Origin of the sequence: Paraburkholderia sp. BR14312, assembly GCF_040948675.1 — a bacterium.
In the GTDB taxonomy this organism is placed as follows: Bacteria; Pseudomonadota; Gammaproteobacteria; order Burkholderiales; family Burkholderiaceae; genus Paraburkholderia; species Paraburkholderia nodosa_A.
In genome coordinates this window covers 14,340-31,511 of record NZ_JBFPKI010000019.1, presented here as the reverse complement: position 1 = coordinate 31,511, position 17,172 = coordinate 14,340, and the positions used below count along the sequence as shown (strand labels likewise).

Genomic DNA, 17,172 nt, shown 5'->3' with positions numbered 1-17,172 from the left:
AGTTATAAATATATGTTGGAGTGCAGATTAACTGGGATGTTTGGCTGGCCGAATTCATTGAACTTACGCCTCTTTGTTGCTTAGGATAAGAAAGCGTAGTGTGTCACGAACGCAGGTGAGAGCCTGCGGTGCTGTACTAAAGATGGGAGTAGGCCTCCCGAAGTCGGCTTTCAGGAGCAGGCTTCAAACCGCCCGGTGCTGCTGCGTCCAAAAGGCGCGGTGGTGAGCGACCGTGGAAAAGTCACCCTGTGAGGGTGGCAGGTACGTGTTGAGTAGATGAGCGAAAGCAGACGGTCTATCGCGGCATCAAGCGCGTCGACCAGCACTTCAAGCTGACGATGGTTGCGAGCAATCTGACCCGCATGGCCCGAATGCCAGGGGTGGTGCCGCAAGGAGCGACGCGATGAGCCGACACGGCGCGAAGATTGCGCGCCACAAGGGCTGCATGCGTGCGCATGCCCCGCGCAGGATCGCGCGGCGAACCGGTAATTCAGCGGGAAATCACACGCGCAAGCCTCCTGAACATGGCTTCGGTCGTCATGACGGGGCGCTTTTCAACAGCCTGCTAAGCGGATTAGGGCTTCGCTCATAAGTTAGCAGGCTTATCGTCGGCAACCTGGGCCAGGCACCATCGTATTGCGGCAGTGCAATCAACCCAGTGGCCAATGCCGATTCGCATAGCACCGACACCCCGAGACCCTTGTTTAGGCAGGATTGAACACCGACTACGTTTCTGATAGGACGAGTTTGACTCGGTCCGCACTGAAGCAGCTTATGTCGATCCATACCGGATGACCGTTCGGATCGACCATTGTCAGCGTTGCCTCCACTATAGGTCGCGTTTTTGGCTGCTGCAGAAGATGCGCTTCATCGTCCGTCGGCAATCTCGAAACGAGTTCCGTTTTTGATCTGCGCTTTTCGTTCTGGCCATATTTGCGAAAGGTCTCATTGATGGAGCCGCACCGCTGATAGGTATCGGCGAAACCCGGGAACCGATCTTCCGATACGAAGTTCTCGGAAATGACAATCGGCCACCCGTCAGCCGAAGCGATGGTCTTGATGCAATCGACCCTTGCTGTTGGCGGAAGGCGCAGCGCCTCTGCGATTTCCGGGGAGGCACGTGCCACACCCACAGAAAGCACCCCCGTCTGGGCGTCAACGGACAGCGAGGTGAGAAAGTGACAAAACCTTGTTGCTCCCGATAGTTCGTATGGGAAAACAGGTCCCTGCACAAATGTTCCCCGCCCCGGCTCGATCCTGATTAGGCCACTGATCTGCAGGCTCGCGAGTGCTTTTCGGGCTGTCGCCCGGGTCACAGCGAATCGCTCCGAGATGTCTCCCTCCGGAGGCAGCTGTGCCCCTGGTTTCAACGCTCCGGACACGATCTCGCCCTTCAACGTGGCCTCGATCTGCCGCCACATGGGGACTCTGCTCGAGCGCTGCCGAACCCGTTCGCCAGGTAATTTCATCATTTACTGACGACTCCAGCGGAGACAATTGCCGCGACGCACGTCATCAGAATGACACAGCAAGATGCCAAAGTTGTATACGTTTGATTCGAAAAGAAAGGACTTGAAAATATGCGCATCGCCATCATCGGAGCCGGCATCGTTGGGTCAAGCCTAGCTTACCACCTCGCTACGCGTGGAGCAAACGTCTACATCTTTGATACCAGGCGTGCGGGTAGCGTGACGTCACTCGCGACCTTTTCATATTTGAACGCTGTCCGATTTGGCGGACAGTATGGCGAGCTTCGCGTAAAAGCGATCAGCTACTGGACGGAGCTGAGCACCCGGTTGAGTGCTGAGCAGCTCGTTCACCGGGACGGAAGCATCTACTACGTTGACAACGACGTGGATGCCGAAAAAATGGAGGCACACGTTGCCGCCTCCTCTGTCGCTGGTCTTGAATTTGAACGCATGAAGGCAGCAGATTTCGTTGCCAGGTTCGAGCCAAACCTTGTCCTTCCGGAAAGCCGTTTCCCCGTATACCGAATGCCGGGTGAAGGATGGCTTGAGTCGGTCCCGATGGTTGGCAGACTGTTGCGTGGCGCCGAGGACGCAGGTGCGACGCTTTACGCGAGCGAGCAGATCACGCGGATCGAACGTCGTGATGGCGGGTATCGTCTGCGCGGCACCCGGACGGATATCACTGTGGACAAGGTCGTTTCGTGCAGTGGCGCCGAGACTGCGAACGTCCTCGATATGTTTGGTGCGAAACTGCCCGTCACAACGCGCGCGGGGGTCACAATCGTGACCAAGCCGCTGCCCACTGGCCTGCGGCACGTCGTATACGCGGGCAAGGTCCATTTCAAGCCAGACGGTAGTGGGCGACTTGTCGCCGGTCGAACCGATTACCGAACCTCAGTGCCCACACACGATGACGCTCATGCGGCCGCTGAGGAAACGGCGGCACTTGTAAGGCCCTGGCTCCGCGGATTTGGAGATGGTGAGATCGAATCCGTGCGCATTGGAATTCGACCTATTCCCCCTGACGGCCTGCCCGTAGTCGGGGAGATCCCAGGTCACCCTGGCCTGTCTGTGGCGGTGATGCACAGCGGAATTTCGCTTTCCGGACTGGTAGGAAAGGAACACGCCAGCGAAATCCTGACTGACAACGAATCCGAGCTGCTTCGTTCATATCGTCCAGCGCGGCTCATCGACCATGTTGACAAGCACCGGGAGTTCGCACCCTGGGCTCCGGGCGATCTGGCAACGACTGAAACCGGCCACCCGGGGATCCTCAGCATCGGCGCCGCGCCCACGGACGGGGAGCCTGCAAAATGACGAGCTCAACGAATGCCATTCCGTCAGTCGTCGGACGGCGTGCGGGGTCCGCATCCATTGAACTTCGTGGTGTTGAGCACAGCTACACAAATGGCAAGAAGATTCTTCATGGTATGGACCTCTCACTCGACGGCAAGGGGCTAATTTCGCTGATCGGGCCGTCCGGCGCAGGGAAATCCACTGTACTCCGGTTGCTCAATGGGTTGTTAAGGCCGACGAGCGGAACCGTAGTCGTGAACGGGTCTGTCGTGTCGGCGGCGCGTGGCGCGGAACTACGGCACATCCGCCGCAATACCGGCATGATCTTCCAGACGTTCAATCTGGTGCGCAGGCTGACCGCGATCGAAAATGTATTGCTCGGTCGACTTGGCTACCAGTCAACGCTACGGACTGTGATTCGCATGTACAGGTCTGAAGACGTTGAACTCGCAATGAGCCTGCTGGAGCGCGTCGGTCTGAGCGACCATGCGCACCAGCGCGTCGATACCATGTCCGGTGGGCAGCAGCAACGCGTTGCAATAGCCAGGGCGCTTGCTCAACGCCCGACCCTGCTGCTTGCAGACGAGCCCATTTCTGCGCTCGATCCAAAGAGCGCAAACCGCGTTATGGAAATCCTCCAGTCGATTGCGGCGACTGACGGAATTTCAGTGATTGCAAGCCTTCACTCCGTGTCGGCGGTGCGCGACTTCGCCTCATTTGTCGTCGGAATGAAGTCCGGTCGTCTCCAGTTCAGTCTACCGGTTGGCAAACTCGGGACGTGTGAGATCTCCGGTCTCTACGAAACCATGGAATCGTAGGCATTTGACTCTTTTGGAGGAAAAGCAGAATGACTCTGTCAAGACGATCGGTTCTTGCGTTGATCGGTACAGGTCTGTTATCGGCAACAGTGCGGGCGGCACAGTCTGATGCCTGGCCCAAACAGCTACGCTACGCAATCGTGCCCAACGAAGGAGATGGTGCCCAGGCCGCGTATAGCCGGCTCCTCAGGCACATTGAAGCAAGGATGGGTATCCCCGTTGTTTCTTACCGCGTAAGCGACGTCACCTCCGTGATCGTTGCGTTGACCAACGGTCAAGTTGACGCGGCCCGCATTGGGGGGGAGTCTTACGTGATAGCGCGACGGCAGGGCGATGTGGACGCCGTCGCCATGGAAAAAACGCATGAGGGGACCGGATATCTCGGTGGCCTGTGGGTCCGTGCCGATTCCGGCATGTCTTCCATCGCCATGGCCAAAGGGAAACGGCTCGCGTTCAGCGAGCCAAATTCGACGAGCGGCTACCTTGCGCCCATGACCTACTTTCTCGATGATCTCAAGGTCGATCCCAAACGCTTCTTCTCTGAAATCACCTTTGCGGGCGGAGCCATTCCTGCCGTACTTGCCCTTAAGAACAGGCAAGTCGACGTTGCTGCCGTCTCCTTCCCCTATGCCGGCCTCGCGGTAACGCAAGGCATGATCAGGAAGGATGAACTGCTCCCCGTCTGGAAATCCCATCCTATTCCCAATCCGGCCTACGTCGTTCGGGGCGGTCTTCCTGCGGACTTCCGGAAAGCGTACCAGGATGCGTTGATCACCTTCCAGGATTCTGAGGGCCTAGCGGGCCTGCCGGGAGGCGTCGAGCGCATCGTCACGGCTTCAGACAGCGATTACGACTACGTCCGGCAACTTGAACATGTCAAGCAGCAGTTCGACCTCAAGGAAAGACAGTGACAAAGCATTCCTTCGATCTAATCGGGCTTTCCACATCTGACAAGCCCTCCCTGTCTGTAATGATCCCGCGTAAGTGGATCTTTACGATGGTGATTATTGCGGCACTTGTCTGGTCCTACCATGATGCCGGTGTGAACCCCGGACACCTGGCCGACGGCCTGGGCAGCGCCTGGCAATATGTTATCGGCTCTTCGGACCTGCCGCAATCAGGGTTCTTTCCGCCGAATACATCAAAACTCGGCATTTATATGGCCGAGATGATTCTCACCATCAAGATGGCGATCTGGGGAACTGTACTCTCCGTACCATTCGCGCTCGCTCTGGCCTTTCTGGGGGCGCGTACTGTCTCTGGATCTGGCGTTATTTACTGGTTATCGAGAAGGGCAATGGACGTTCTTCGATCCCTCAATGAGCTTGTCGTTGCCCTGGTATTCGTCGCGGCAGTAGGACTCGGACCTTTTAGCGGAGTAATGGCTCTTGCCGTGAGCGGAATCGGCTCACTCGGAAAGTTGTTGAGCGAAGCGATCGAAGGCATCGACATGGGGCAGGTAGAGGCAGTCAAATCCACGGGAGCAACGCCATTGGCCGTTATCCTGCGAGGATTCGTTCCACAGATCCTGCCCGGGTTCGTGTCTTTCGTGTTGTACCGTTTCGAGGCGAATGTTCGGGCAGCTACCGTACTGGGCGTGGTGGGCGCGGGTGGTATTGGCTACTCGCTTCAGGAGTCGATGAGAGTGTTTGACAATCGAAGCGTGTCCTCCATTCTTCTGCTCATCGTCTTCACCGTGGTGCTCATCGATAACCTGTCAGCGATCATCCGGCGTCGAATCGCTTAAAGCTTTCATCCCCGTGCTTTATTCAGGCAGTCTCACTGCCCCGCAGCTTCCCACTATCCAGCTCTCAGCGATAACCGTCTCTGCGTGAGTGCCGGCGTGAACTGCTGCTAGCGCTACTGCCCGTGTGCTGCGTTACACGATCAACCAGTTCGGAGCATTAACGCAATACATCTGAATATTTTTTCCCGATTTAATACGTAGTACTAATGCATGAGAATGGATATGGAAAATTCACTTCGCTACGCACTCTCGCTCGCACTGCTCGGTGTCGCCAGCTCCTCGAACGCGCAAAGTTCGGTTACGCTGTACGGGATGATCGACGCCGGCCTCGTCTACACCAATAACTCCGGCGGTCACAGCAATTATCAGCTGGGTAACGGTCTGCTGTCTGGCCCCCGTTGGGGGCTCCTCGGCTCGGAGGATCTTGGCGGCGGACTCAAGGCAATCTTCACCCTCGAAAATGGTTTCAATCCGTCGAACGGGAAGTTGGGCCAGAACGGTCGTGAATTTGGCCGTCAGGCGTTCGTCGGCTTGTCGGACAGCCACTTCGGCAAAGTCACTCTTGGACGTCAATACCAGAGTAACTTCTTTGCTCTTGATTCGCTGGTCCTGGGATCACTGGCGACGCACCCGTACGATAACGACAATCTCGGCGCATCGATCCGCCTTAACAATTCTGTGAAATATCAAAGCGCCAGCTACGCTGGTTTCCAGTTCGGCGGACTTTATGGTTTCTCGAACGCTGCGGGAAGCTTCGCTGACAGCCGCGCGTACGACCTCAGCGCCTCGTATACGAACGGAGGGCTAACCCTTGCGTCCAGCTATCTGCAAATAAATAACGTCGGCTCGACGACTAACCCAAACGGTTCAGTAGTAGCGGGTGATTCCCCGTTTTACGCAGCACGCCAGCGCACATATGGCGCAGGCGCCCGCTACGCGTTCGACGCGTCAACCGTAGGCATCGTCTTTACCCAGACACAGCTCAGCGACGCCACCGCTATCGGATCTGGCTATGCTGGCACTTCACACAACCTGCTTCTTGCAGGAAATGCACGCTTCACAAACTACGAGTTAAATGGCAGCTACAGGTTTACACCGGCATGGACTCTGTCGGGCGCGTACACCTTTACAGACTCGCACCTCAACGGCGAACGCCCGAGGTACCACCAGATTACCCTTCAGGCTGCCTACGCATTATCAAAACGCACCCTTTTGATCATGCAAGCAGGATACGAGCATGTCGGCAACGCAGGGAAGTCAGGCGTCACGGCTGATATCTCCGGCGTAAGCAGCTCTTCGACGAGTTCTCAGCTGGTTACCGAATTCGGTATACACCACTCCTTTTAACTGGTCCCTGTCCAGAACCGGGAGAGGGTTGTCGCGTTGGTACATACAGGTACCTATCAGCGCCGGTGCTGGCAGTGCAGCCAGATTGAACGCTTGGATTGACTTATTGGACGGAACGATCATGACCGACATCACAACCATTACATCGACAATTACCGCGTCCTTCCTCGCCTCGGCGGTCGAGGTGGTGGAAGCCTTCACCATCGTACTGGCCGTTGGCGTTACTCAAAGTTGGCGGTCGGCCTTCATCGGCACAGGCATCGCCTTTACCATGCTTGCCGCGCTCGTGTTTTTTATTGGCCCCCTGCTGACGCTGATCCCGTTGCAACTGCTTCAATATGTCATCGGTATCCTGCTGATGCTGTTTGGCATGCGCTGGCTGAGGAAGGCAGTGCTTCGGGCTTCAGGTCATCTCGCACTTCACGACGAGGAAAAAGCTTTCGCCAAAGAGACCGAAACGCTTGCCAGGCGGAGGAAAGACAAGCGTGCCAGCTATCTTGCCGGGATCGCAGCATTCAAGGCTGTGCTGCTCGAAGGCGTTGAGGTGGTCTTCATCGTGATTGCAGTGGGCGCAGCCCGTGGAGCGACACTCTACGCTGCGGTCGGTGCTGTAGCCGCGTTCGTCGCAGTGATACTGATCGGACTCATGGTTCATAAGCCGCTATCGCGAGTACCGGAAAACACCCTGAAATTTATTGTTGGTCTGATGCTGACCAGTTTCGGTGTTTTCTGGACCGGTGAGGGATTTGGGGCAGAGTGGCCGGGGGCTGATCTGATGTTGATCGGCATCTTCATTGTACTCGCCGTCTTTTCGTTGTCCGCCGTGCGCTGGCTGCGCGGCACCCACTATCTTGCCTAAGGAGCCATCGTAATGAACGCAATTCGCATCGGGCTTGCTGAACTTGTTGGGATGTTCGTCGACGACGGCATGCTGGCCTTTTTCACCATCCTTCTGATCGGCGCCGTTACTATTTTGGTAAAGTTCGTGGGCATTTCGGGGGTAGTTGGTGGTGCGCTGCTTTTTATCGGCACGATCGCCGTCCTTGCCGAGAGCGTGATGCGCGCTTCCAGGCGATGACCAGGGTCTTTGTCTGAAAGTAAGTATGACTTCCTTGGGCTGGCGAAGTGCTGGCCGCCAACGCCGGGGCTAGACGCATGCGAACGCTTTCGAGGCGAGTCCCGAAGATTGTCATGCGGTTTCCAGTCCCGGCATTTAAATAGAGACGCAAAAGGCTAATCCAGTGATCTGACGAAATGTTCGGTGAGTTATTTCGGCTCCGAATATTGCCGCCAATGAGCGTATTGATTGCACTGGAAAAAGGCAGCGTTGGAGTTCGCCTATGAATGAACGGTCGCCAGACACGAATATGCTGTCGGTAGTTGTGCCTCTTTCACTGGGGCAGGCTGCGCTCTGGGGAGCGTTGTACTACGCATTCGCAGTAATCCTGGAGCCGATGTGCAGTGAACTACGATGGAGTACCACGGCCGCAACAGCAGTATTTTCTGCTTCGCTGCTCATTTCGGGCTTATTTGCCGTACCGATCGGCCGCGTGGCCGATCGGTACGGGGCTCGATCATTTCTGATCTTGGGTGCGCTTCTATCGGCGCTAGCGCTAGCGCTATGGAGTCGAACCAGTAACTTCGTCGTTTTTTCAGCACTGTGGGGATGTCTGGGGATTACCTCGGCTGCAGCACTACAAACGTCAAATGTGGTATTTGCCCAGCACTTCCCCACGGAGATGAAAAGCGCAGTCGTCACATCGAGTCTGGTTACAGGCCTCTCCGCCGCGATCTTTGTCCCACTCTGCCAGTTTCTCGTGGGCCGCGAAGGATGGCGGTGTGCCGTTGACGTGCTTGCGTTGATCTGCATCGTATGTGCAGTCAGCTTTGCGGTCGTCGTGCCCAGAGGCAAGGGGACTCCTGAATCGACACTGACTCTGAAAGAGTCTTATCCGAAAGCCCTTCATAACCCGGACTCTCTTCGCAAGATCCTCTTCGGTATGCGGTTTTGGGGCGTTGCCATTAGTCTGGCTTGTAATGGTGCTATATCAACGTCCTTAGCGGTCCACATCGTTGGAATTCTGGACGGCAAGCGATACAGCTCAGCTCAGATTTCGCTCGTTGTGGCGCTGGTCGGGCCAGCCCAGGTCGCAGCACGTGCGTTGTTAGCAATGAAACGAAAAAATTTGACCACCGCCTTTTGGGGGCGAGTGGCTCTCGGCCTTCAGATAGTGGCGTTGACGGCGCTCTGGTTATGTCGCCCTGGGTCGCCAGCTACGGCTCTTGTGTATCTGTTCGCCATCTGCAATGGGGTGGTCGGCGGTCTCACCCTGGTCGTCGCAGCGCTGATCACATCGGAGTTGTTTGGAACGGCCAACTACGGGGCAGTGCAGGGCGTCCTGAAGATGGTTTCCACCGTTGCGCGCTCAGCGGGACCTGTTCTGTTCGCCTTCGCGGCACTCGCAATGAAGGTAGATGGTGCCGCGATATCGCTGCTTGTCGGACTAGCCGTTCTGTCGTTCGTCGCATTCTCGGCGGTGATCAGAGGGTGAGGGAAACAGAACGCGCGTTGAGGACTGCGTGTTGTTTGACGACGGCGCGTGTCGATAGCGGCGGCAATACAGAATTCAGGCGAGATATCAAATCGCAGCAGGTAGTTGATCTGTGGTATATCCTTCGAAGCGGCTCTTCCCCAACTTCCATTTCGGAAAATTGAACATGATCTGAAAAAAAATTAGGAATACTCTCGCCACGAGTCGCGCTTGTCGGCGCCACAGGCGCCGTGGGTGTCGAGTAGATACGCTGTCTTGAGAACTACAAGTTTCCCTTACGCGCGCTCAAGCTGTTCGCCTCACCGAGGTCCGCAGGAAAGCGACTACAGTTTCGCGGTGATATATTGCCCGCGCATGAGCTGACGTCCACCAGTCTTCTTGGAGTTGACCTTGCGTTGTTCTCTGCCGGCTCAGCGATTCCAAGAGAGTTTGCTCCTGCGGCCGTCCGGAATGGTTGCACGGTGATAGACAGTTCGTCGGCATTTCGGCTTAAAAGACAATGCCTCTCGTGGTGCCGGAAGTGAATTCTCGAAGGATCATTGCGAACCCAAATTGCGTCGCGGCGATTGCCACGGTCACGTTGGCTCCAATTCACCGGGTGTCAAAAATCCGCCGGCTGACCATCTCGACATATCAGGCAGCGTCGGGAGCGGGTGCAGCGGCGATGAACGAATTGCGTGAGGCCACGAGCGCGTACCTCCGCGATGAAGCCTATCAGCTGAGAGTTCTGCCACATCCGTACGCATTTAATCTTTTTAGCCATCATGCTGAGGTCGGCATCGGAAGTGGTTATAAGGGCGAAGAAATCAAGGTAATTGCCGAGACCCGCAAACTTCTCGATGCGGCTGAACTGCCCCTTGGCATCATGAGCTTCCCCCGAAATTTCGCCTTCCAGTAGGTCATGTGTAAACTCGACCCAAAGGAAGGAAAGAATCGATGTTCAAAATACCGAAGCAGGCATACACCGCGGAGTTCAGGACACTCGCGGTACAGCGAGTGAAGGGCGGGCAAAGCGCGCGGCACGTTGCTCGTGAACTAGGGATTTCACACCAGTCGCTGCGCAACTGGGTCAAAGCCGATGAGGCAGGCACACTCAATGGTCCGGGGACAAAGGTAGTCACGCCGGAACAGATGGAGCTCTCACGCCTGCGGGCTGAGAACAAGCGTCTGCAGATGGAACTTGAAATCGCAAAAAAAGCGGCGGCGTTCTTCCCGAAGGACCTCCTGTGAAGTACGCCTGGATTGATTCGCATCGCCGGCACTATCCGCTGTCGACGCTGTGCGAGGTCCTGTCGGTCAGCCTGAATGGCTATCGGGCGTGGAAGCGCGGCGGCACGCCCGGGCGCAAGCGCCTCACAGATGCACAGTTGCTCGCCCTGATCCGGTCTATCCATGCCGAGGTCAAAGGCGCCTATGGCACCCCGCGGATGACCGAGGAGATTCGCGCACGCGGCTTTCCGGCCAGCAAGGAGCGGGTTGAGCGGCTCATGCGCGGCAATGGCATCCGGGCCCGTCACAAGCGCCGCTACCGCGTCACGACAGACTCGAAGCATAAGGTGCCGGTCGCTGAGAATCTGCTGGCGCGCAACTTCACGCCGACGGCGCCGAATCAGGGTCTTTACGTCGGACATCACGTACATCTGGACCGATGAAGGCTGGCTGTATCTTGCGATCGTGCTGGACCTGTTCAACCGGGAGGTCGTCGGCTGGTCGATCAAGCCGCGCATGACGGCTGACATCGTGACGGACGCGCTGACGATGGCGTGGTTCCGACGCCGGCCCGAGCCCGGCGCGCTGCATCATTCGGACAGGGGTAGCCAATACGCAAGCGATGACTTCCAGCGCAAGCTTGTGCAATACGGCATGCGTTGCTCGATGAGCCGCAAGGGCAATTGTTGGGACAATGCGCCGACGGAGAGCTTCTTCAACAGTCTGAAGAACGAACGGGTGCATGCTACGCGATACCGTACCCATCAGGAAGCGATGGCGGACTTGTTCGAATACATCGAAGTGTTTTATAACCGCAGACGTCGTCATTCGTCGCTCGACTTCGTATCGCCGGATCAGTTCCTGAAAGACTGGCTCAAAGCTCAGCAAATCAAGGATGCGGCTGCATAACCCCGGGCCTCGGGAAGGCGAAAAACCGAGGGAACCTCATCACCTGTATTCGAGTACCGATACTTCGGGCACATGCGGTCGCCATCACGGTTGAACTTTCCGATCCCGTGAGTCCAGACGATGCACGCGCTATAATTTCACGAGCGGAAGGACTGCGGCTGGTTGACGATCGTCCAAATAATCACTTTCCGATGCCCTCTGGAGCGTCCGGCCAAAATAATAGTGCGACGTTTGCGACAAGACCTTGGCGATCCGTCGGGTCGCTCTTTGGCCCTCTTTGTTGGCAGAGATCAACTATTGAAAGGAGCGGCATTGAATGCCGTACAAATCGCCGAGCAGCTTACCCAAGATGCACGCGGCCGGGGCGTTGAGGATTTGCGGCATAGCGCCGGTACTTGATCTCGCAAGTCACGTGGTTGAGGCCAATGATGGCCAAATTCTTCGAGAGCGGTTGAGGGAGAGACGGTGAAAACGAAAAAGGCCGCGCCATAACTTCCTGCGCGGTAACGCCGAAATAATTTTCCGCGGCAACTTCACGATCACTCGTTAAAAAAGGACCGCACCGAAGCTAAATACGGTGCGGCGCTCAAAGAAGTCACGCTCGACCGTCACCACGCGCAATTCGCTCTTCATGGCAACGAACTCTACCCGCAGCGCCTGCAGTTCGTCGACGGAGGGTGGTGGCGGCATCTCCGAATTAGACCAGCGATGCTGGTTCGCGTTTCGGGTCACGCGCTGATAGTAGCAGGTCGGATGCACCTTCGTCGCTTCGATGTCAATACCGTCGAGCAACCAGTGAAGTTGCTCCGTTCGTAACTTGAGTACCGCTTAGAGGTGTTAACAGAATGACTTTTGCAGGTGTCGCCAGCATATGATGCAGCAGCGGAAAGCCTCGTGGATGGAAGCGAGCTGTTCGAAGCGGATGCGCAGCCGGCGGAAGTTGTGAAGCCACGAGATGGTCCACTCCACAACCCAGCGTGTTTTGCCTAGGCAATATGACTTCACGTGAGGTAGAAGGGCTGGCCTGCCGTGAGGAATCAAACGCGGGTCAGCATTGCTGCCAGTGCCGCACGGTGTGGGCGGTGCCACACTCGGCGATTTCCCGCGCGGAGGCCAGCATGGAACACGATATCACGCTATACGTCGGTCTGGACGTTCACAAAGACTCGATCACGATCGCGTACGCGTTCGGTTCGGGCGAGGTCGAACTGCTTGGCGGGATCGGCACGACGCAGACCGACATCGATCGCCTGTGCAAACGCCTGCAGTCCAAAGCACACCGCATACGCATCGTCTATGAAGCTGGTCCGTGCGGCTATGGGCTCTACCGCCAACTCGTGCAGAAGGGCTTTGAATGCATGGTGTGCGCACCGTCACTGATTCCCAGAAAGCCCGGCGAGCGCGTCAAGACCGACCGGCGCGACGCCGTCAAGCTCGTGCGGTTGCTCCGCACCGGCGACCTGTCGGCCGTGTACGTGCGCACCGTACACGATGAAGCGTTCCGTGATCTGGCACGTGCGTGGGTCAGCGCCAAAGACGATATGAAGCGTGCACGACAACGCCTTAAGTCCTTCCTGCTCTCACATGGCGTGCGCTATGTGGGCCGTGCCGACTAGAGGGCCGCGCACCGTCGCTGGATAAGCGCGCGTTTTCATTCGACAACCTTTGGCAGCAACTCGCGCTCGACGAGCTTCGGCGTACGATTGAGGACCGCCTCGCGCAATGCGAGCGTCTCGAAGCCGCCCTGCGCGAGGCGGTCCTCAACTGGCGTTTCTATCCTGCCGTGCTGGCCCTGCAGACGATGCGCGGTGTGCAGTTCACTACGGCCGTGGGCATACTCGCCGAACTAGGCGATCTCTCGCGCTTCGCGCACCCGCGCCAGCTGATGGCCTGGCTCGGCGTTACCCCGTCAGAACATTCCTCCGGCAACAAACGGCGCCAGGGCAGTATCACCAAGACGGGTAACAGCTATGCAAGAAAGTTGCTAGTCGAGGCCGCCTGGAGCTACCGGCACCCGGCACGTGTCAGCCCCGAGATCCAGCGGCGACATGAAGGCATCCCCAAGCCCATCGTCGATCGCGCCTGGGACGCACAGGTGCGACTGTGCCGGCGTTATCGCAAACTCGTCGCCCGTGGCAAGGAGAAGAACATTGCGGTGATCGCCGTCGCCCGCGAACTCAGCGGGTTCATCTGGGACATCAGCCGACTGGCGATGTCGCTCGCTGTACCGCGCGAGGTGCAAGAGGCGTAATGCAACACCTGAACCCACTTGACCTCACCCTAACCACTGGAGGAAGAGTTTCCTGAAGGCGGCGTAGCCCGGCACGCGAATAACCCGCGAGTGGACTACGCAACGGACAACATCCGATTTGCGAGCCTAGATAGCGGCAGGCTCGTCGGGCAGGATGGAATGAACGCCCCCCACCACGGCCGGTGAGGAAATGCAGGAAGGTGGATCCTCGCGGGCCGACGGCATCAAAGTGCCCAAGGTGGGAGATCATGACGATTTCCCAAGGCAAACCGGAGGATCCACAATGAACTATACGATAGTTGGTGCCGATATCGCCAAGAACGTGATGCAGTTGCACTGGGTGGATCCGGACACCGGGGAGATCATCAACAAACCGGTCAAGCGAGCCGCATTTCTGGAGCACTTCGCCAATCGTGCTCCCTGCCTGATAGGCATGGAAGCATGCGGCGGCGCCCAGCATTGGGCCAGACGACTCATGGAAATGGGACATCAGGTGAAGCTGATACCGGCGAAATTTGCCAAGGCGTTCAACATTCGCAATAAAAACGATGCTGCAGACGCTCGCGCCATCTGGATGGCCACGCAGATGCCGGGAAAATCTGTGGCAGTCAAGACGGAAGCCCAGCAAGCCGTACTTGCTCTTCACCGGATACGGCAACTGAAGATCAAGTTCCGCACCATGCAGGTGAACTGTCTGCGCGGTCTGCTGACCGAATATGGCGAAGTGATGGGCAAGAGCCGGGCGGCCCTCGATAAGGCAATTCCAGAAGTACTGGAGCGGCTCACCGGTCGTCTGCCGGCCATGCTCATCGAGTCACTGCGCGAACAGTGGAATGACCTTCAGAATCTCGACCGGCAGATCGCCGAAATGGAGCGGCGTCTGCGGGCATGGCTTAAGGATGATGAAGCATGCAGGAAAATTGCCGCGATCCCAGGCGTCGGGCTTCTGACTGCCACCACCGCCGTCGCGACAATGGGTGACCCGAAAGCGTTCAGAAGCGGCCGCGAATTCGCAGCCTGGCTCGGCCTGGTACCCAAGCAGGTAGGCACCGGCGGCAAGACCGTGCTACTGGGTATAAGTCAGCGAGGTGATACATATTTGAGAACATTGCTCGTTCACGGCGCACGAAGTGTGCTGTCGCACTCTCGGGAGCCGGGCGCATGGATCGAGCAACTCACCCAACGGCGACATCGTAACGTCGCCATAGTAGCTATCGCGAACAAGATGGCCCGCACCATCTGGGCCGTGCTTGCCCACGGTAAGCCGTACGAAAAAGGCTACGTCAGCAAAACAGCGTGATCGCGGGACGATTTATGGAGCAATGAACCCTCTGCAGGACGGATGGTACGTCCAAAGGTTGCGGCGGCAATCAAGTGTGATGACATGACAGGTCGGACCGGAACTCGCATAGCCTGGATTACAGAGAGAGCCTTGAGCTCGAGGACGGAATGAGGCGCGAGTTAGCGGATTTCATCGGGGCCCGCAGCGAAGCAGGCTGCAAGAAGGCCGAATGTAGAGCTGCAACCTATCCTGTCACTCAACACATGCGAAAACCCTCGCAAACGGGGGGCGTTCATGTAGACCTCTGTAATGCGGTAGCCAACCCGCGAATATCAGTGTGACCCACCGTCGAGATTTACTGCTACGTCGCGCTCAGGAAAATCACATGACATGTACTCGAGAAGCTGAAAACCGATCTCCATTGACACGTGAAGTGATATCAGCCCACTACCACGAGGCTGACCACGCCGAGCGATTTCGGTTGCAATGCCGGCGGCATGCAGTGGACGTCGATACTTGTCGTGGTCTTAGCCCCTGTCGCCCTGAACGACCCGAGGCTTCGACAGCGGTCTGCCATGCTTGCCGCCGATTGGCGGAATTGCCTCGACCAGCGCTTGAAGTTGAGTGACGTCGTTGCGGTTGGCGCCGGTCAGAATCACCGCGAGCGGGATGCCCTGCGCCTCGGTGATGAGATGATGCTTTGAACCAGGTCGGGCGCGGTCTGTGGGATTCGGTCCTGTTTTTGACCTGAGCCCACACCGCGGATTGAAGAGGAATCGACGATGACGCGAGACCAGTCGATTTGGTCAGCTGCGCGCAATCGTGCAAGCAGCACCTCGTGCAACTGCTCCCAAACGCCAGCCGCTTGCCAGTCACGGAGGCGACGCCAGCAACTCATGCCGCTGCCGCAACCCATTTCGCGAGGTAGCACGTCCCAACGCAGCCCTGTCTATAAGACGAAGAGAATGCCGGTGAGCACTGCACGATTGTCGAGCGGCTTGCGCCCCGGATAACGGGTTCGCCGTGGTTTGGGAGGGGCAGCAACGGTTCGATGAGTGCCACTGTTCGTCGTCGCGTATCGGCTTGGCCATGTCCTTTTCGTCGTCAATACAATGAAACGGTTAACAGCATTCACCGAGGGTTAGCAGCCCCTTCCTTCTTTTTGTTAAGGGTTCTTACTTGCGCGGCCAGACGAAACGGTCCTGCTCGAGCCGCTTGTAACATACCTCGAAATGCAGGCTCTGGGGCGGCCACAGAGCATCTTGTCCGCATCACTCACCCGTTTCACCCGTTCAGCGGACAGCAACTTCTTGTGTCGGAGAACGCTATAACCGGTCTGGCCGACGTCTCCTGTTGCGCATCGACGACAAGAGTTATTGCTCCGTTCCTCCGAAGTGGACACGCCCGGAGAACCACTTCGGGCGCGCGAATTGGCGAAAGCTGGTTCGCAAAGAATTTGGGCTGGATGTACACCCGAGAACGATTGAGCGAGCGTTCGGTGTAAAAAAAACGATGGAATAGCAGGATGCTGTGCCTGGCCGTCGGCCGTATCGGCGCCGATCACCGCGCAATACGAGGTGATGCGTTCCGCCGCTCTTGGCCACGCCTTGCCTGTAGAAGCCCGACGCGGACTCAGCGTCTTCCTTGCGCGAGGGATGTGGGCATGGGCACGCATGATGGTTCCGGGGCGCGCACCGCCCGAAGCATCGGCTTTTGGAAATCTGCGCGCTTGCTGATACGCTGATTCTCGACGAAGACGGGATATACGATCCAGCAAGCTTCAATGACCGGCTCCTGCTTGGGCTCAAAGGAACAATGAGTGAAGCGGAGCTTCATGTTCTCAAAGCGCGCCTACGAGGCGGCAGGTGCCTGCTACCGACCGGTTTCGTATATGACGACCTCGGCAACATAGCGCTAGACTCGGATACCTAGGTCAAAGAGACCATCGCGTACTTCTTTGAGACGTTCTTGCGAGTCGGCTCTGCCAGCCAGACAGTCAAGGTCTTCAAGAAGGAAGGCCTCCTGTTTCCATCCCGTATGCGCAACGCGAAGTTCCTGGTCTTCCAGCACCTCACCGCGTCGACGGCACTTCGCATGTTGAACAATCCGCGCTACGCAGGCGCTTACGTTACGGCCGGAGGCACTATCGCAAACTTGTAGACGGGCGGGAAGTGCCGAGAAAGCGTGATCGCAATGACTGGCTTGCTTGCATTCCGGACTCCCATCCTGGATACATTACTTGCGAGGAGTATCGGCAAAACCTTGCTGTGCTGGAGACGAATGGTCGCGGGT

Annotated in this window: 15 protein-coding genes and 5 pseudogenes; 16 read left to right on the top strand and 4 right to left on the bottom strand. The window is 57.3% G+C overall.

The window, feature by feature from the left end:
* Positions 1-284 precede the first annotated feature (284 nt).
* Positions 285-407: pseudogene (locus AB3X98_RS37825) on the top strand (IS5/IS1182 family transposase); the annotation flags it as partial.
* Positions 408-725: 318 nt separating this feature from the next.
* Here AB3X98_RS37825 and phnF read toward each other — a convergent pair.
* A complete protein-coding gene (gene phnF / locus AB3X98_RS37820; protein ID WP_368610410.1) occupies positions 726-1,469 on the bottom strand; it encodes a phosphonate metabolism transcriptional regulator PhnF in 744 nt (247 codons plus the stop codon).
* Positions 1,470-1,580: 111 nt separating this feature from the next.
* Between phnF and AB3X98_RS37815 the strand changes: the two genes are divergently transcribed.
* From AB3X98_RS37815 to AB3X98_RS37760, 12 genes and pseudogenes are all read left to right on the top strand, one after another.
* The gene (locus AB3X98_RS37815; protein ID WP_368605605.1) at positions 1,581-2,786 is read left to right on the top strand and encodes an NAD(P)/FAD-dependent oxidoreductase; all 1,206 of its coding nucleotides are present in this window, start codon (positions 1,581-1,583) and stop codon (positions 2,784-2,786) included.
* Positions 2,783-3,583, top strand: a complete 801-nt coding sequence (gene phnC / locus AB3X98_RS37810; protein WP_368605604.1) for a phosphonate ABC transporter ATP-binding protein — start codon at positions 2,783-2,785, stop codon at positions 3,581-3,583. The genes AB3X98_RS37815 and phnC overlap by 4 nt, the downstream gene beginning before the upstream one ends.
* Before the next feature lie 29 nt (positions 3,584-3,612).
* Positions 3,613-4,494 (top strand): phosphate/phosphite/phosphonate ABC transporter substrate-binding protein, encoded by an 882-nt coding sequence (locus AB3X98_RS37805; RefSeq protein WP_368605603.1) that lies wholly within the window; start codon positions 3,613-3,615, stop codon positions 4,492-4,494.
* Entirely contained in the window at positions 4,491-5,330 is an 840-nt protein-coding gene (phnE, locus tag AB3X98_RS37800; RefSeq protein ID WP_368605602.1) for a phosphonate ABC transporter, permease protein PhnE, read from the top strand. The genes AB3X98_RS37805 and phnE overlap by 4 nt, the downstream gene beginning before the upstream one ends.
* Before the next feature lie 222 nt (positions 5,331-5,552).
* A complete protein-coding gene (locus AB3X98_RS37795) occupies positions 5,553-6,677 on the top strand; it encodes a porin (protein WP_368605601.1) in 1,125 nt (374 codons plus the stop codon).
* Positions 6,678-6,798: 121 nt separating this feature from the next.
* Positions 6,799-7,536 (top strand): COG4280 domain-containing protein, encoded by a 738-nt coding sequence (locus tag AB3X98_RS37790; protein WP_368605600.1) that lies wholly within the window; start codon positions 6,799-6,801, stop codon positions 7,534-7,536.
* Positions 7,537-7,548: 12 nt separating this feature from the next.
* The gene (locus AB3X98_RS37785; RefSeq protein ID WP_368605599.1) at positions 7,549-7,755 is read left to right on the top strand and encodes a hypothetical protein; all 207 of its coding nucleotides are present in this window, start codon (positions 7,549-7,551) and stop codon (positions 7,753-7,755) included.
* 262 nt (positions 7,756-8,017) lie between these two features.
* Entirely contained in the window at positions 8,018-9,229 is a 1,212-nt protein-coding gene (locus AB3X98_RS37780) for an MFS transporter (protein ID WP_368605598.1), read from the top strand.
* 245 nt (positions 9,230-9,474) lie between these two features.
* Positions 9,475-9,753: a hypothetical protein gene (locus AB3X98_RS37775; protein ID WP_368605659.1), complete on the top strand. Its 279-nt coding sequence runs from the start codon at positions 9,475-9,477 to the stop codon at positions 9,751-9,753.
* Positions 9,729-10,127, top strand: coding sequence for an Asd/ArgC dimerization domain-containing protein (locus tag AB3X98_RS37770; protein ID WP_368605597.1), 399 nt, complete (start codon positions 9,729-9,731; stop codon positions 10,125-10,127). The genes AB3X98_RS37775 and AB3X98_RS37770 overlap by 25 nt, the downstream gene beginning before the upstream one ends.
* Before the next feature lie 38 nt (positions 10,128-10,165).
* Positions 10,166-11,347: pseudogene (locus AB3X98_RS37765) on the top strand (IS3 family transposase).
* Positions 11,284-11,718 carry an Asd/ArgC dimerization domain-containing protein gene (locus tag AB3X98_RS37760; RefSeq protein ID WP_368605658.1) on the top strand — a complete coding sequence of 145 codons (435 nt, stop codon included), beginning with the start codon at positions 11,284-11,286 and terminating at the stop codon, positions 11,716-11,718. Before AB3X98_RS37765 ends, AB3X98_RS37760 begins: the two are co-directional and overlap by 64 nt.
* 175 nt (positions 11,719-11,893) lie before the next feature.
* Here AB3X98_RS37760 and AB3X98_RS37755 read toward each other — a convergent pair whose 3' ends face one another.
* Together AB3X98_RS37755 and AB3X98_RS37750 are read right to left on the bottom strand one after the other, a co-directional pair.
* Entirely contained in the window at positions 11,894-12,139 is a 246-nt protein-coding gene (locus AB3X98_RS37755) for a hypothetical protein (protein ID WP_368605596.1), read from the bottom strand.
* A 45-nt stretch (positions 12,140-12,184) separates the two neighbouring features.
* Positions 12,185-12,337 (bottom strand): annotated as a pseudogene (locus AB3X98_RS37750) (IS5/IS1182 family transposase); the annotation flags it as partial.
* Between the two features lie 128 nt (positions 12,338-12,465).
* Between AB3X98_RS37750 and AB3X98_RS37745 the strand changes: the two are divergent.
* Positions 12,466-13,598, top strand: a pseudogene (locus AB3X98_RS37745) (IS110 family transposase).
* A 283-nt stretch (positions 13,599-13,881) separates the two neighbouring features.
* Positions 13,882-14,898: an IS110 family transposase gene (locus AB3X98_RS37740; protein ID WP_368605595.1), complete on the top strand. Its 1,017-nt coding sequence runs from the start codon at positions 13,882-13,884 to the stop codon at positions 14,896-14,898.
* A gap of 422 nt (positions 14,899-15,320) precedes the next feature.
* Here AB3X98_RS37740 and AB3X98_RS37735 read toward each other — a convergent pair.
* Positions 15,321-15,971: pseudogene (locus AB3X98_RS37735) on the bottom strand (IS5 family transposase); the annotation flags it as partial.
* An 877-nt stretch (positions 15,972-16,848) separates the two neighbouring features.
* On the opposite strand from AB3X98_RS37735, the gene AB3X98_RS37730 reads away from it, so the two are divergent.
* Complete coding sequence (locus AB3X98_RS37730; protein WP_368605594.1) at positions 16,849-17,040, top strand: hypothetical protein; 192 nt, start codon at positions 16,849-16,851, stop codon at positions 17,038-17,040.
* Positions 17,041-17,172 lie beyond the last annotated feature (132 nt).

Excerpts from the sequence above, each read along its gene's own strand:
- phnF (WP_368610410.1), bottom strand. The coding sequence starts at position 1,469 with ATGAAATTACCTGGCGAACGGGTTCGGCAGCGCTCGAGCAGAGTCCCC.
- AB3X98_RS37815 (WP_368605605.1), top strand. The coding sequence starts at position 1,581 with ATGCGCATCGCCATCATCGGAGCCGGCATCGTTGGGTCAAGCCTAGCT.
- phnC (WP_368605604.1), top strand. The coding sequence starts at position 2,783 with ATGACGAGCTCAACGAATGCCATTCCGTCAGTCGTCGGACGGCGTGCG.
- AB3X98_RS37805 (WP_368605603.1), top strand. The coding sequence starts at position 3,613 with ATGACTCTGTCAAGACGATCGGTTCTTGCGTTGATCGGTACAGGTCTG.
- AB3X98_RS37795 (WP_368605601.1), top strand. The coding sequence starts at position 5,553 with ATGGAAAATTCACTTCGCTACGCACTCTCGCTCGCACTGCTCGGTGTC.
- AB3X98_RS37790 (WP_368605600.1), top strand. The coding sequence starts at position 6,799 with ATGACCGACATCACAACCATTACATCGACAATTACCGCGTCCTTCCTC.
- AB3X98_RS37785 (WP_368605599.1), top strand. The coding sequence starts at position 7,549 with ATGAACGCAATTCGCATCGGGCTTGCTGAACTTGTTGGGATGTTCGTC.
- AB3X98_RS37780 (WP_368605598.1), top strand. The coding sequence starts at position 8,018 with ATGAATGAACGGTCGCCAGACACGAATATGCTGTCGGTAGTTGTGCCT.
- AB3X98_RS37770 (WP_368605597.1), top strand. The coding sequence starts at position 9,729 with ATGCCTCTCGTGGTGCCGGAAGTGAATTCTCGAAGGATCATTGCGAAC.
- AB3X98_RS37740 (WP_368605595.1), top strand. The coding sequence starts at position 13,882 with ATGAACTATACGATAGTTGGTGCCGATATCGCCAAGAACGTGATGCAG.